This is a genomic window from Saccharothrix sp. NBAS 001 (assembly GCF_056640475.1).
Window position 1 is genome coordinate 8,037,533 of sequence record NZ_CM153251.1, and the last position, 14,206, is coordinate 8,051,738.

Consider the following 14,206-nt stretch of genomic DNA (forward strand, 5'->3'; position numbering starts at 1 on the left):
AGCCTGGTCTCCGCCTTGGCGGAGGTGCCCGTGGTCGTGCCGAAGAAGCCGTCCACCGAAGGTGCGGCGCTCGATGACCAGTGGACCCGGCACTGCCTGGAGATCGCAAGTCGACGGGCGTTCGCGTGGGTCGTCCTCGGCGTGCTCGCGTTCGGCGGGCAGTTGGCCCTGGTGTACGTCGCGGACGTGCGGTCCGACCTGCCCGTCGTCCTGCTGGGGTTCTCGGTGGTGGTCGTGGTGGTGGCGGCGGCCCGGCGGCGACCGTTGGCCCCGGTGCTGTCGGACCGGGAGTGGCAGCACGTGCGGGTGCACTGGCGCAACGGGCTGCTCGTCGTGCACGGGGAGCGGTCGTTCGTGCTGGACGTGAGCGCCGGGCCGCTGGCGCGCGGCCGGATCAGCCGGTACCGCCGGGCGTGGCTGGTCGCCCCCGACCGGTGGGGCAACACGGTGGTCACCTTCGGCGGCGTTCCGCGCCTGTTCCCGGCCCGGGTCCGCCGGCGCTGACCGAGGGCTGCGACCGGGCGGTGGTGTCGTGGCGTGATCGTCCGGGTGCGGCCGGTTGCTGAGAGTTTTGTCTCCGGGGGTTTTGATGATCATTTTTTCGGCTAGCCCAGCCGGTGACGGAAATATCTGGTTTCGTGGGAGCAGTGGTGGGCGAGGAGTGGACGCAGCGGTGCCTGACCCGGGCGGATCGCCGCGCGGTCGGGTTCATCGCCATCGCGCTGCTGTCGTTCGGCGTGCTGTGGCTGGTGTCGATGTGGATCGGGTCGCGCTGGGTGTTCGTGCTGATCCCGCTGTGCATCGAGTTCGCGGCGCCGGGGTTGCGGCACTTCTTCAGCCGGCGGGTGATGCGGCGGCTGGTGGCGTCGTTCCCGTGGCACCAGGTGGCCGTGTCGTTCGTGCCCGGACGGGCGCGCGTCGGCCGGCAGGCGTACCTGGAGACCGACGGCTCGGACCGGACGTTCCTGCGGCTGCCCGAGATGCCCGAGCGGGTGCGCGAGCAGGTCCGGCGCACCGGCAACCTGTGGCTGGCCGGCCCCGACGACCGGGGCCGCACCGCCGTGCTGACCCTCGGCACGCCGTTCGTCACGCTCGGCCGGGTGGTGATCCGCTAGTCCGGCGGGTCAGCGGCCCACCGCGATGTCGTTGCGCTCCGCCCAGGTCGCGACGTCCTCCTTGCGCAGCGCCGTCGCCAGCAGGTCCGGGAACCGGTCCGGGGTGCAGGCGAACGCGGGCGCGCCGAGGTCGGACAGCTTCGCGGCCAGCTCGTGGTCGTACGCCGGGGTCCCGCTGTCCGACAACGCCAGCAGCACCACCACCGTCACCCCGCTCGCCACCAGCTCGCGGACCCGGCGCTGCAACTCGCGCGCCACCCCGCCCTCGTAGAGGTCGCTGATCAGCACCAGCACCGTGTCGGTCGGCCGGCGCACCAGCGACTGCCCGTACGCCACCGCCCGGTTGATGTCCGTGCCGCCGCCGAGCTGGGTGGCGAACAGCAGGTCGACCGGGTCGTCCAGCTCCTCGGTCAGGTCGACCACCTCGGTGTCGAACACGACGAGCTTCGTGTCCACCGCCTTGAGCGAGGCCAGGCTCGCGCCCATCACCGCCGAGTAGACCACCGACTCGGCCATCGACCCCGACTGGTCGACCAGCAGGATGACGTCCTTGAGCGCCGCCGACCGGCTGCGCCGGGTGTTGCCGACCAGGTCCTGGACCACCACCGTGCGCTGATCCGGTTGGTAGTGCTTGAGGTTGGCGCGGATCGTGCGCGACCAGTCCACGTCGGACAGCCGGGGCCGGCTGGTGCGCTTCGCGTGGTCGATCGCGCCGTGCACGGCGGCCAGCAGGCGGTCGGCCAGCCTGCGTTCGATGTCCTCCACCACCTTGCGCACCACGGCGCGCGCGGTTTCCCTGGTGCGCGACGGGATCGCGGAGGACAGCGACACCAGCGTGCCGACCAGGGCGACGTCGGGTTCGACGGCGGAGAGCAGTTCCGGTTCGAGCAGGAGTTGGCGCAGCCCCAGGCGGTCCACCGCGTCGCGCTGCATGACCTGGACCACCGAGGTCGGGAAGTACGTGCGGATGTCGCCCAGCCAGCGGTGCAGCACCGGCGACGAACCGCCGAGACCCGCGCTGCGCTTGCCGTTGGCGTCGGGGGCGTCGGTCGCCGTCGTGGGCGCGCCGCCGCCGTAGAGGCCGGTCAGCGCCGCGTCGCGGCGGCGGTCGTCCTCGGCCAGGGCGCCCAGGTCGCCGGACGCCCCGCCGAGCAGCAGCCGCCAGCGGCGCAGGCGTTCGTCGGTCATGCGGACTCCTCGGCTGGTGGGTGGGTCAGGTGGTGGCGAGCAGGGTCCGGACGTGGGCGGCGAGCCTGGCGGCCAGGGGCTCGTCCCAGTCCGCGGCGTCCGGGCCCGCCGCGGCGGTGCCCTTGACCCGGTCGCCGAGCATGCGGCGTTCGGCCGGGGTGAAGTCGGTGACCGCGCGGCGCAGCAGCGGCAGGGCGGCCTCGAAGTCCGCGCCCGCGAGCCCGGCCAGCCACTCGTCCACCACGCCGAACAGCCTCGGGTCGGCGGTGAGCAGGGCCGCCGAGCCGCGCAGGAAACCCGCCACGAACGCCGTCGCGCCCGTGGCCAGGGACACCGCCCGGTGCAGCCGCGCGGCCACCGCGTCCGAGTCGAGGGCCCCGGCCTCCCACAGCAGCCTGGTGGCCCGGCCGGTGGGCAGGCCGTGGGCCTCGGGCATGGCGACCAGGGATTCCAGCGCCCGCCGCCAGGTCGCCCGGTGGTCCTCGTCGGCGGCCAGGCGCACGGCGTCGTCCGCACCGTCGACGGCCGCCACGGCCCGCTCGGCCGTGTCGTCGTCCACCGCGCGGCACGCCACCGCCAAGCCGACCGCGCCCCTGGTGAGCAGGCCGTGCAGGGCGACCCGGAGCAGTTCCGGGTCGGTGCCGCGCACCGAGCCGTAGCGGACGGTGGTGGCGAGGTCCGGCAGGGCGGCCAGCAGTTCCAGCGCGTCGGTCGCGGCGGCGGCGCAGCGGTCCAGCGCGGCGCGGGCGGCGGTCACGGCCCGGTCGACCTCGCAGCCGACGGCCTGCCCGAGGACACCGGCGGCGTCGACCACGCGGGTGGAGTCGGCCGCGCGGCGGGTCAGCACCTGTCGGGCGGCGGCCTCCACCGTGGTGCCGTGGCGGGCGGCGGTCGCCAGCGCCACCGCGAACTCGGGCCGCCAGTGCAGCTGCCACGCCTCGGCGAACGTGCCGAGCGTCCGGGTGGTGTCCGGCGTGCCCCACGCGACGCCCAGGACTTCCAGCCGGCGCAGCAGTTTCGAGCGTTCCCGGTCGGTGTCCTTGCGCAGGTCCAGCCGGATCGGCTTCGGGGTCGCGTCGAACGGCAGCCGCAGCCGCTTGGCCAGCCGGTTGAGGTCGGCGGCCAGCGGCGAGGTCGGGACGTCCTCGCCCACCTCGCCGAGGCGTTCGCCGACCACGAGCCGGGCGTGGACGAGGTCGAGGGGCACCTGGTCGCCGTGGCAGAGCACGGCTTTCGCGGCCTCCATCACCTCGGACAGGCCCGGTGACGGGCGGCCGCGCATCGCCGCCAGGGCGTCGGCCAGGCGGACCGCCTCCACGGCGCTCGCGGTGGACGCCGGGAGGTCCTCGGCGCGCAGCACCGCGCTCGCCCGCGAGAACCAGCGGGCCACCGCGTCGCCCTTCGGGGCGCACTCCCACAGGTGGGCGTACCAGCCGGGGGAGTCGACGCCCGCGCCGTAGCCGGACGCGGTGGCCAGCTTCCCGTGGCTCCACGGCACCCACGTGCCGGAGATCTTCTTGCGCGGCAAGCCTTTCAGGGCCGCAGCGTCGGCGGCGGCCGGCGGCAGGGCGGTCAGCGCGGGGACGTGCCACGCCCCGCACACCACGGCGATCGCGCCGTCGGTGTCCTTCAGCGCCCTGCGCAGGTTCTGGCGCATCGCGGACTCCCGGCGCAGGGTCCGGGCGTCGACCTCGTCGGCGAACTCCTCGCGCAGCGCGGTCATCGCCTCCGTCACCGCCTCGGCCAGGTCGGCCGGGTCGGTGTGGTGCTCGACCACGTCCTCCCACCAGCGCTCCGGGTCGTCGAAGCCCGCCGCCTCGGCGAGCACGCCCAGCGGGTCGAGCGCGGTCCGGGGCCGCGCGGAACCGTCCTCGGCGCGGTCGTCGGCGCGGTCGTCGGCGAGGGACGCGGCGGCGGGCAGGTCGAAGAACCGCACCGGCACGCCGTTGCGGTGCGCCCACACCATGGCCCGCCACTCCGGCGAGAACTCCGCGAACGGCCAGAACGCGGCGCTCGACGGCTCGGCCTCGTCGTGCAGCAGCAGCGCGACCGGCGGCACCAGGTCCGGCAGGTGCGCCAGCAGGGCGTCGCCCTCGGGCGGGCCCTCGATCAGCACCAGCTCCGGTCGCACGCGCGCCAGCGCCGCCTGCACCATCCGGGCCGAGCCGGGGCCGTGGTGGCGGATGCCGAGCAGGGTCACCCGGTCCGGGAGTCCACGGGCCATCAGCGGTCCTGGCACGCTCGGTAGAGGTCGCGCCAGTCGGCGCGCTCCTTGACCACGGCCTCCAGGTACTCCTGCCACGCGGTGGTGTCCGAGACGCGGTCCTTCACCACCGCGCCCAGCAGACCGGACGCCAGCTCGTCGGCGGTGATCGTGCCGTCGCCGAAGTGCCCGGCCAGCGCCATGCCGCTGGTCACCACCGAGATCGCCTCGGCGGTGGACAGGCTGCCGCTGGGCTTCTTCAGCTGGGTGCGACCGTCCACTGTGGACCCGTTGCGCAGTTCGCGGAAGATCCGCACCACCCGGCGCACCTCGTCCAGGGCGGGCGGTTCGGCGGGCAGCTCCAGCGCCCGGCCGAGCTGCGCGGCGCGCGCCGAGACGATCCGCACCTCGTCGTCCTCGGTGGCGGGCGGCGGCAGCACGACGGTGTTGAACCGGCGGGCCAGCGCCGACGACATCTGGTTCACGCCGCGGTCGCGGTCGTTCGCGGTCGCGATCACCGTGAAGCCGGCGACGGCCTGCACCTGGATGCCGAGTTCGGGCACCGGCAGCGACTTCTCGGACAGGATCGTGATGAACGAGTCCTGCACCTCGGCGGGCATCCGGGTCAGCTCCTCGATCCGGGCCACCGCGCCCTCGCGCATCGCCGACATCACCGGGCTCGGCACGATCGCCGCCTCGCTCGGACCCTCGGCGATCAGCCGCGCGTAGTTCCAGCCGTAGCGCACCGAGTCCTCGCCGGTGCCCGCGGTGCCCTGCACGACCCGGGTCGAGTCGCCGCTCACCGCCGCCGCGATGTGCTCGGACAGCCACGACTTCGCCGTGCCCGGCACGCCCACCAGCAGCAGCGCGCGGTCGGTCACCAGGGTGCCGACGGCGATCTCCACCAGCCGGCGGTCGCCGACGTACTTCGGGGTGATCACCGTGCCGTCCGGCAGCGTGCCGCCCAGCACGTACCGGACCACGGCCTGCGGCGACATCCGCCAGCGCGGCGGGCGCGCCCGGTCGTCCGCGCGCGCCACGGCGTCGAGTTCGGCGGCGTACTCCTGCTCCGCGGACGGGCGCAGCACGGTCTCGGTGGTCACGGGAGGTGTCCTTCCGGTCGGGGGGTGAAGGCGTCGCGGAGCTGCATCCGCAGGCGGAGCACGTCGAGGTCGGCGGTCTGCTCGGGCCACCGGGCGGTGATCGCGGCCCAGTGCGCGCCGAGCACCTCGGCGTCGCCCCGGGCGAGCAGCACGGCCGGCGGCCGGCCCGCCCGCCACCTCGGGTCGCGCATGTCGGCGTAGCGCGCCAGCAGGTCTTCGGTCGCGGCCGGCGACCACGGCGCGGGCAGTTGCGAGCAGGCGTGGTCGAGCAGGTCGTAGTTCCAGTTGCGGGACACCTCGGCGATGGTCCGGGCGGCCAGCTCGCCGGGCAGCGTCGCCAGCATCTCCAGCTGCTCCATGCCGGTCAGCGTCCGGGTCGCGGCGACCGCCCACGGCCCGGCGTCCGCCGCCAACCGCAGCCGCTGCGCCACGCCGCGCAGCAGCGCCGCCGCCCACGGTCCGCGCTCCAACTCGCTCGCCGCGCCCGCGTCGTCGGTGCCCAGCCGGCTCGTCCAGTGGCTCGGCGGCACGCTCGCCGCGGCACCGCGCAACCGGCCCGCCACGCCCGTCTCCGAACCGTCCCGCAGCAGGTCGCGGGACTCCTCCGGCTCCGGGTCGCGCTCGGTCCACAGCTCCTCGCTCTGCACGTCGAACCCGTCCCCGGTCAGCCACAGCCCGCGGTGCAGGCGTTGCGCGGCGCGCTCGGCCAACCGGGAACCGGGGATGCCGCGCAACAGCCGCAGCGCCTCGTCGTGCACGCCGATCGCCCGGTCGTCCAGGGCCTGCTCCAGCAGCGGCTCGTCGGCCGCCGAGAGCGCGGTCTCCAGCGCGGCGACCAGGGCCTGCCGGTCGGTCGCCCGGCGCTGCGCGGCGAACTGCGCGGCCAGGAACCCCCGGGTGCCCGCCGGGTCGGCGGCGCGGGCCCGGCGCAGCGCGGCGGTGCGCGCGGTGCCGGGCAGGTCCAGCACCGACTCCAGGTCGACCTCGTCGGACGAGCCGTCGACCGCCCACACCCAGCCCGACCGCACCGACGCCAGCCACCGGCCGCGCGCGCCGAGCACCTTGCCGACCGCTTGGCGCAGCCCGGGGTGGCCGGTGGCCAGGCCGAGCAGCGCGGGCAGCTCCCTCGGGTGCGCGACGACCCCGCGCGCGGCGGCCAGGCCGCACCACTCGGTGAGCAGGATCTGGTCGTCCAGCGCCAGGATCTGCGCCAGCACGGACCGCGCCGCCCGGTCCGCGACCCGGTCGGCGGAGACGGGCGCGGCGGCCAGCGGCAGCACGTCGAGCACGGCCGGCAGCCGGGCGGCGTGCGCGGCCACCCCCAGCGCGGCACACCGGTCCAGCAGCTCGCCCGGCTCCGCGCCGGCCCGGTGCGCGCCGATCAGCAACGCCTGCACGGTCTCGTCCCACTCGGTTTTCACGCTCATCCGACAACCTCCCGCCGGCCTGCAGAGCCACCTTCCGCGACCGGACACGGCAGGCCGCGCGCCGCGTCCTGTCGTGTGGTGGTGGGGTCGACCGCCGGGGTGGGTGGTGTGCTCTCGGGCCTGGTCGCGGCGGGGCGGGTTTCGGTGGTGGCGCGGCTCATGCGATGACCTCCCGCCCGCTGGCAGAGTCGATTTCCGCCGCCAGGCACGGCAGGTTGCGTGCTGCGTCCTGCTGTTTCGCGGTGGGGGCGGCCGTTGTGGTGGGTGGTGTGCTCTCGGGGCTGGGTCTCGGCGGGACGGGTTTTGGCGGTGGCGCGGCTCATCCCGACTACCTCCCGCCGGCCGGCAGAGCCGACGACAGCCCACGCGCCGCGTCCTGTTGTGTGGTGGCGGGGTCGGCCGTTGTGGTGGGTGGTGTGCTCTTGGGCTCGGTCTCGGCGGGGCGGGCTCCGGCGGTGGCACGGCTCATCCGATGACCTCCTGCCCGCTGGCAGAGCCGTTTTCCGGAACCAGGCACGGCAGGCCGCGCGCCGCGTCCTGTTGTGTGGTGGCGGGGTCGGCCGTTGTGGTGGGTGGTGTGCTCTTGGGCTCGGTCTCGGCGGGGCGGGCTCCGGCGGTGGCACGGCTCATCCGATGACCTCCTGCCCGCTGGCAGAGCCGTTTTCCGGAACCAGGCACGGCAGGTTGCGTGCTGCGTCCTGCTGTTTCGCGGTGGGGGCGGCCGTTGTGGTGGGTGGTGTGCTCGCGGGGCTGGTCGCAGCGGGGCGGGCTTTGGTAGTGGCGCGGCTCATCCGACGACCTGCCTGCCGGCTCGCGGAGCGGACTTCCGCGACCGGGCAGGGCAGGGTGCGTGCTGCGTCGTGCCGTTTCGCGGTGGGGGCGGCCGTTGTGGTGGGTGGTGTGCTCGCGGGGCTGGGTCTCGGCGGGACGACTTTCAGCGGTGGTGGGGCTCATCCGACCACCTCCGGCGCGCGGCCCGGTCCGGCTACCGCGCCCAGGCGCAGTTCGCGGCCGTTCCACAGGCCCCACGCGTCGAACGGCTCGCCGCCGGTCAGCGCGACCGCCTGGTCCAGCGCCCGGTCGTCGCGCACCGGCAGGCCGCGGCCTGCCTGGTCGAGCAGGTGTCGGGTGTCGGCCGTCAGCCGGACGTCGGCGCAGCCCAGCGGGTGCAGGCGCAGCCACGGGTCGGCCTCCAGGCCGTCCGCGAGGCCCGCCAGCGCCTCCCGCCAGCCCGGTGGCGCGGCCAGCGGCGCGGGCGGCTCCTCGGCGGCCACGTCGCCCACGGCGACCCGGCGCGGGGCCGGGCCCGGGTACGGGTGCAGCACGGCCCGCACCTCGGTGCCGTGCGCCAGCGGCGGCAGCGGGCGGGTGCCGCCGCCCGCGTGCCGGACGGCCAGCACCCAGCCGTGCCGCCGACCCCACACCCACTGGCGGACGGTGCGCACCAGGCCGTCGTCGGTCTCCAGCTTCAGCAGCGGCAGCCAGTGGTCCGACCAGGACTCGCCGGCCCGCACCTCCTCCTCGGCCACCGAGAAGCCCAGCCTGCGGCGCACCACGTCGGTGTCCGTGCCGGCCAGCCGCACCAGCAGGTGCAGCCCGCCCAACCGGTCGGCGGCCTCGTGCGCCCACGACGGGCCGCCCGCCGCGACCACCGACCGCAGCTCCTCCAGCGCCGAGGCCAGGCCCTTCGCCTGCGCGTCGACCATCCGCGCGCCGATCGCGTGCCACCAGGCCGCGTCCCGCGCGGGCAGGCCGGCGATGCCCGCGCCGGCCACGTCGGTCAGCCAGTCGGCCAGGCCGGCGACCCCGCCGCGGACCGCCTCGGCCCGGTTGCGCGCGGTCTTCTCCTTCGCGCGGGCCCGGCGCTGCTCGGCCTCGGGCGAGGTGTCCGGCGGGGCGGCGACCTTCTGCCGACGGTCGAGCCACTCGACCACCCAGTCCGGCGGGTCACCGGCGGGCAGCGGCTCGCGCGCGTCGAGCAGTTGCAGGGCCAGGCCGTGCTTGCAGGGGAACTTCCGGGACGGGCACGAGCACTTCGCGGCCCGGTCGGCCAGGTCGACGCACACCTGGTACGGGGTGCGCCCGCTGCCCTTGCACAGACCCCACAGCGCCTCGGCGCTGCGGCCCGAACCGGACCAGCCCGACGACCCGGCCAGCCGGGTGGCGCTGCTCGCCACCTGGCTGTCGGGTGCCAGGGCCAGAACCGCTTGTGCGTCCATGGTTGCCGAAGGTAGCGGCGACCACCGACAAAAAGTCGATCACCCCAGGTCGGGGCCCCGGCGTGCCCAGGTCCAGGCGTACTTCGGGTCCTCCGCGGCCAGCGCCGCCTCGCCCAGCTCCAGCGGGCGGAACGTGTCGACCATGACCGCGGTCTCGTCGAAGAACTCCGCGCCCAGCGACGCCTCGACCGCGCCCGGCTGCGGGCCGTGCGTGCAGCCCGACGGGTGCAGCGACAGCGAGCCGACGGCGATGCCGGAGCCCTTGCGGGCTTCGTAGTTGCCGCCGACGTAGAACATCAACTCGTCCGAGTCGACGTTCGCGTGGTTGTACGGCACCGGCACCGCGAGCGGGTGGTAGTCGACCTTGCGCGGCATGAACGAGCACACCACGAAGTTGGGGCCCTCGAACGTCTGGTGCACGGGCGGCGGCTGGTGCACGCGGCCCGTGATCGGCTCGAAGTCGCGGATGTGGAACACCCACGGGTACAAGCAGCCGTCCCAGCCCACGACGTCGAACGGGTGGTTGGCGTAGGTGAACCGCGTAAGGCCCGCGCGGTGGCGCACGAGCACCTCGACGTCCTCGCCGTCGACCAGCAGCGGCTCGACCGGACCGCGGATGTCGCGCTCGCAGTACGGCGAGTGCTCCAGGAACTGGCCCTTGGCCGACAGGTAGCGCTTCGGCGGTCCGATGTGACCCGTTGCTTCGAGCACGAGGATGTTCATCGGATTGTCGGGCACGACGCGGTACGTGCACGACGTCGGCAACACAACGTAATCGCCCTCGCCGACCGGGAGCGCGCCGTAGATGGTCTCCACGACCCCGTCGCCGGACTGGACGTACAGCAGCTCGTCACCCGCCGCGTTGCGGTACAGCGGGCTCGGGGTGTTGGCCGTGACGAAGCCGATCGTCACGTCCGCGTTGCCGAACAGGCGACGGCGGCCGGTGACCGCGTCCACGTCACCCGACCAGGTCAGATCCTGGGTTTTGAAGGCGCGCGGCTTCAGCGGCAGGTTCGCCGCGAGCGGGCCCCGGACGTCCTCGACGGTCTCCGCGTTCACGATCGCGGTCGGCAGGTGGCGGTGGTAGAGCAGGGCCGAATCGGCCGAGAAGCCCTCGACCCCCATCAGCTCTTCCGCGTACAGCCCGCCCTCCGGTGTGCGGAACTGCGTGTGGCGCTTTCGGGGGATCTCACCCACCTGGCGGTAGTACGCCATCGTTCACTCCGGGCGTTCGATAGTCGGACATCTTTGTTCATTGACCGGTACGCCACTAGCGTGTCAGCCGTGTCAAGCGCCTTCGAACTCCGTGCGCCCGGTCCACGCGGCACTCCGCCCCTGCTCGCGCGGCTAGTCGACGACGCCGCGCTGTTCCCGCCGGGCAACGCGACCATGCCCGACGCCGTCCGCGGTCACCTCGACGCGCGGGCCGGCGAGTGGGCCGGCGCGGTGGGGCTTTTCCTGTGTCCCGCGTCACGTCTGGCCGAGCTGATCACCGAACTGATCAAGGTCAAGCCGGTGAAGCCCATCGCGCTGTCCCTGATCATCGACACCGGGTTGGGCGGCGTGCCCAAGGCCGTGTCGATCGTCGAGTCGCGCAGCGAGCTGCTCGCGCTGCGCATGGTCGAGATGCCCGCCCCGTCCGACGTGGACGAGGTGTGGCTGGAACGCGTCTCGGAGTTCGTCCCCGAGGACGTGATCCGGGTCGTGGAGCCCCGCCGGGGCGCCCCCGAGTGGCTCGACGGCGTGCGCCGCGTCATCGAGCACGGCAGCTGGCCCAAGCTGCGCTGCGGAGGTCTCTCCCGGGAGAACTTCCCCAGCGTGGACGAGGTCGCCGACTTCCTGTCGGTGGTCTCCGCGGGCGGCGTCGCGTTCAAAGCCACCGCCGGGCTGCACCACGCCGTCCGGTACACCGACGAGAAGACCGGGTTCACCCACCACGGGTTCCTGAACCTCCTCGTGGCGACCGCGCGCGCCCTGTCCGGCGGCGACGTGCGGGACGCGCTGTCGTCGTCGGACAAGGAAGCACTCGCGGCCGAGGCCACCGGGCTGTCCGACCAGGCCGCGCACGCCGTGCGCGGGGTATTCGCCTCTTACGGCTCGTGCTCGCTCGACGAGCCCGTCACCGACCTCGAAGAACTGGGCCTCCTGTGACCTGGATCGAAGACCCGGCGTTCGTCGCCGACGCGCCCTTCGGGCCGCAGACCCTGCCTTACGGCGTGCTCGGGGACGACGGCATCGCGGTGCGCGTCGGCGACCAGGCGTTGCCGCTGCGGCCCATCGCCGACCACTTCGGGGCACTGGCCCCGTTGGTGTCGGCAGGCGATTTGAACCCGCTGCTGGCCGCAGGGAGGCCCGCGTGGAGCGAACTGCGGGCCCGGGTGCTGGAACTCGTCACGGCGCCCTCAGCGCCACGTGGGGCCGTCCTGGCGGCCTTGGGCGGCGAGGTGCTGCCCTTCCAGGTCGCCGACTACGTCGACTTCTACTCGTCGCGGCACCACGCCGAGAACGTCGGGCGGATCTTCCGGCCCGACGGCGAGCCGCTGCTGCCCAACTGGACCCACATCCCGATCGGCTACCACGGGCGGGCCGGGACGGTCGTCGTCTCCGGCACGCCGGTCGTCCGCCCGCACGGGCAGCGCAAGACGCCCGAGGGGCCGGTGTTCGGGCCGTCCCTGCGGCTGGACATCGAGGCCGAGGTCGGGTTCGTGTGCGGCGGGCCGGTCGCGTCGCGGCTGACCCCGTCGCAGGCCGTGGACCACGTGTTCGGCGTGGCCCTGGTCAACGACTGGTCCGCGCGCGACATCCAGGCGTGGGAGTACCAGCCGCTCGGGCCGTTCCTGGGCAAGTCGTTCGCCACCTCGGTCTCGGCGTGGATCACCCCGCTGGAGGCGTTCGCGGTCGCCCGCGTGACGCCGCCGTCGCTGGGTCACGACGTGCTGCCCTACCTGGCCGAAGAACGGCCGTGGGGGCTCGACGTGCGGATCGAGGTCGAGTGGAACGGGACGCTGGTCTCGCGGCCCCCGTTCCGCGAGATGTCGTGGACGTTCGCGCAGCAGCTCGCGCACCTGTCGGCGAACGGCGCTACCGTTCGGCCGGGCGACTTGATCGCGTCGGGCACCGTCTCCGGTCCCTCCCGTGACGAGCGCGGCTCCTTCCTGGAGCTGAGCTGGGGCGGGAAGGAGCAGGTCGACGTCGACGGCGGCCGGACGTTCCTGGAGGACGGCGACACGGTGCGGATCACCGCGACCGCCCCCGGCGAACACGGCTCGCTGGTCGGCTTGGCCGAGGTGGTCGGCATGATCGCGCCCGCCGACACGGAAAGGTAGGCGACCGGTGGTCAGACCCGACCCGCGCGGCCGACTGCCCGTGCCCGCCGGGTCCAAGGAGAGTTCGCTGACCCTGGAGCGGGGCCTCGCCCTGCTCCAGGCGGTGGCCGACGCCGAGTCGGAGGCCCCGTCGATCAGCGAGCTGGCCGCCGCCATCGGCGCGTCCCGGGCGGCGGTGTACCGGCTGCTCGTGCCGTTGCAGTCGCGCGGGCTGGTGCGGCGCGAGGGGTCCAAGGTGCGGCTCGGGCTGGGCGTGCTGCGGCTGGCGTCCAACGTGCTGCCGCAGCTGCGGCTGGCTGCGCAGCCCGCGTTGCGGACGTTGGCGGAGCACGTGGGGGCGACCTCGCACCTCACCGTCGCGGACGGGACCGAGGCCCAGGCGGTCGCGGTCGTGGAGCCGTCGTGGACGGCGTACCACGTGGCGTACCGGGTCGGCTCGCGTCACCCGGTGCACCGGGGGGCGGCCGGCAAGGCGATCGGGCTGTCGCTGGAAGGGCGGCAGTGGGTCCACTCGACCGGCGAGTTGCAGCCCGGCGCGTTCGGCGTGGCCGCGCCGGTGCGCGGGGTGCCCGGCCTGCGGGCGAGCGTCGGCGTGGTGGCGCTGGAGAAGCTGGACGGCGACGTCGTGGGGCCGCAGGTGGTCCGGGCGGCGCAGGAGGTCGCGGACGCGCTGCGGTGATTCCGTAGAAATGCGGATTCATTCCTTCGGTGGAATTCGCGGTCTTTTTCGCGGGTGGTCGCGCTAGTATTCCGGGGTGTCGCAGGACATTCCGGCACTGGCGCGCACCGCGGTGGCGCTGCTCGGTGAGCACCTGGCGAATTCACGACCGCCCGATCCGCTCCAGTGGTTGTTGGCCGGTCGGCTGCGGTCCGATTCCCGGGGTGCCGCCGCGTTGACCCGGTTCGAGCGCGAGCCCGGTGACCCGGCCGGTCACGCCGAAATGGCGGCGGTGGTCGCGGACATCTGCTTCCGGGACCCGAGGTTCGCCGACGCGTTGGCCCGCGAGGTCGGCTCGCCCGCCGGTCCGTTCCCCGGCCGGGCGATGCCACCGGCTTTCGAAGGCCGGGACTTCCGGGGCGACCGGTTCACCTCGACGAAGGTCGCGAACAGGGGTTTCCAGGCGGTGCGGGTGGGTCCGCTCCAGGTCGTGGCGCTGCTGTTCGTGCTTACCATGGTGGTGGTCGCGGTACTGGCCTGGAAGGAGGGCGAAGCCGAGGACGAGGACGCGTTGGCCGGCGTCGCGGTGTCGGACGGGGAGCGATACCGGGTGCTTCCTCCTTCCCCGGAAACGGGTCTGCGAATGCTCTACAGGAGCATCGGCATCGACGACCGGGCTCGGGGCTGCATGCTTTTCTCGGAGGAGGCGCGCGAGAAATTCGCCCGGCACACCGGTGAAGGCACCTGTGACGCAGCGATCGGCAAATATGCGGCCGGAGTCGGGGACGTGTCGAAATACGAACGGCCCGGCCTGCCCCGGATGGAATCCGCGAAGGGCGACACGGTCGTCATCGCCGGGTGTTCGGTGCTGGTGGCGGGCGGGCCGCGGATCGAGGGTGAGTTCGTGTTCCGCCGCACGCCCGCCAACACGTGGATGATCTCGGATTTCGCGCCGGGCGCGTGTTGA

12 protein-coding genes are annotated in these 14,206 nt (G+C 74.1%); 6 read left to right on the forward strand and 6 right to left on the reverse strand.

The features are described from left to right. Positions 1-24: 24 nt before the first annotated feature. Both AC0HI0_RS35380 and AC0HI0_RS35385 read left to right on the forward strand, forming a co-directional pair. On the forward strand, positions 25-504 hold the full coding sequence (locus AC0HI0_RS35380; RefSeq protein WP_480934459.1) for a hypothetical protein: 480 nt from the start codon (positions 25-27) through the stop codon (positions 502-504). Positions 505-638: 134 nt separating this feature from the next. After that, the gene (locus AC0HI0_RS35385; protein WP_480927822.1) at positions 639-1,115 is read left to right on the forward strand and encodes a hypothetical protein; all 477 of its coding nucleotides are present in this window, start codon (positions 639-641) and stop codon (positions 1,113-1,115) included. Between the two features lie 9 nt (positions 1,116-1,124). On the opposite strand, the gene AC0HI0_RS35390 is transcribed toward AC0HI0_RS35385, so the two are convergent. The 6 genes from AC0HI0_RS35390 to AC0HI0_RS35415 form a co-directional block, all read right to left on the reverse strand. After that, entirely contained in the window at positions 1,125-2,303 is a 1,179-nt protein-coding gene (locus AC0HI0_RS35390) for a VWA domain-containing protein (protein ID WP_480927823.1), read from the reverse strand. Positions 2,304-2,328: 25 nt separating this feature from the next. Continuing rightward, the gene (locus tag AC0HI0_RS35395; protein WP_480927824.1) at positions 2,329-4,527 is read right to left on the reverse strand and encodes a DUF5682 family protein; all 2,199 of its coding nucleotides are present in this window, start codon (positions 4,525-4,527) and stop codon (positions 2,329-2,331) included. Continuing rightward, positions 4,527-5,609: an ATP-binding protein gene (locus AC0HI0_RS35400; protein ID WP_480927825.1), complete on the reverse strand. Its 1,083-nt coding sequence runs from the start codon at positions 5,607-5,609 to the stop codon at positions 4,527-4,529. The genes AC0HI0_RS35395 and AC0HI0_RS35400 overlap by 1 nt, the downstream gene beginning before the upstream one ends. Then, entirely contained in the window at positions 5,606-7,036 is a 1,431-nt protein-coding gene (locus tag AC0HI0_RS35405) for a DUF5691 domain-containing protein (protein ID WP_480927826.1), read from the reverse strand. The genes AC0HI0_RS35400 and AC0HI0_RS35405 overlap by 4 nt, the downstream gene beginning before the upstream one ends. Positions 7,037-7,986: 950 nt before the next feature. Continuing rightward, the gene (locus AC0HI0_RS35410) at positions 7,987-9,255 is read right to left on the reverse strand and encodes an SWIM zinc finger family protein (RefSeq protein WP_480927827.1); all 1,269 of its coding nucleotides are present in this window, start codon (positions 9,253-9,255) and stop codon (positions 7,987-7,989) included. 39 nt (positions 9,256-9,294) lie between these two features. Continuing rightward, positions 9,295-10,470, reverse strand: coding sequence for a homogentisate 1,2-dioxygenase (locus AC0HI0_RS35415; RefSeq protein ID WP_480927828.1), 1,176 nt, complete (start codon positions 10,468-10,470; stop codon positions 9,295-9,297). A gap of 69 nt (positions 10,471-10,539) precedes the next feature. On the opposite strand from AC0HI0_RS35415, the gene AC0HI0_RS35420 reads away from it, so the two are divergent. From AC0HI0_RS35420 to AC0HI0_RS35435, 4 genes are all read left to right on the forward strand, one after another. Then, positions 10,540-11,406, forward strand: a complete 867-nt coding sequence (locus tag AC0HI0_RS35420) for a hypothetical protein (RefSeq protein WP_480927829.1) — start codon at positions 10,540-10,542, stop codon at positions 11,404-11,406. After that, complete coding sequence (locus tag AC0HI0_RS35425; protein ID WP_480927830.1) at positions 11,403-12,581, forward strand: fumarylacetoacetate hydrolase family protein; 1,179 nt, start codon at positions 11,403-11,405, stop codon at positions 12,579-12,581. Before AC0HI0_RS35420 ends, AC0HI0_RS35425 begins: the two co-directional genes overlap by 4 nt. A 7-nt stretch (positions 12,582-12,588) precedes the next feature. After that, positions 12,589-13,260, forward strand: coding sequence for an IclR family transcriptional regulator (locus AC0HI0_RS35430; RefSeq protein WP_480927831.1), 672 nt, complete (start codon positions 12,589-12,591; stop codon positions 13,258-13,260). A gap of 271 nt (positions 13,261-13,531) precedes the next feature. Further along, positions 13,532-14,206 carry a hypothetical protein gene (locus AC0HI0_RS35435; protein WP_480927832.1) on the forward strand — a complete coding sequence of 225 codons (675 nt, stop codon included), beginning with the start codon at positions 13,532-13,534 and terminating at the stop codon, positions 14,204-14,206.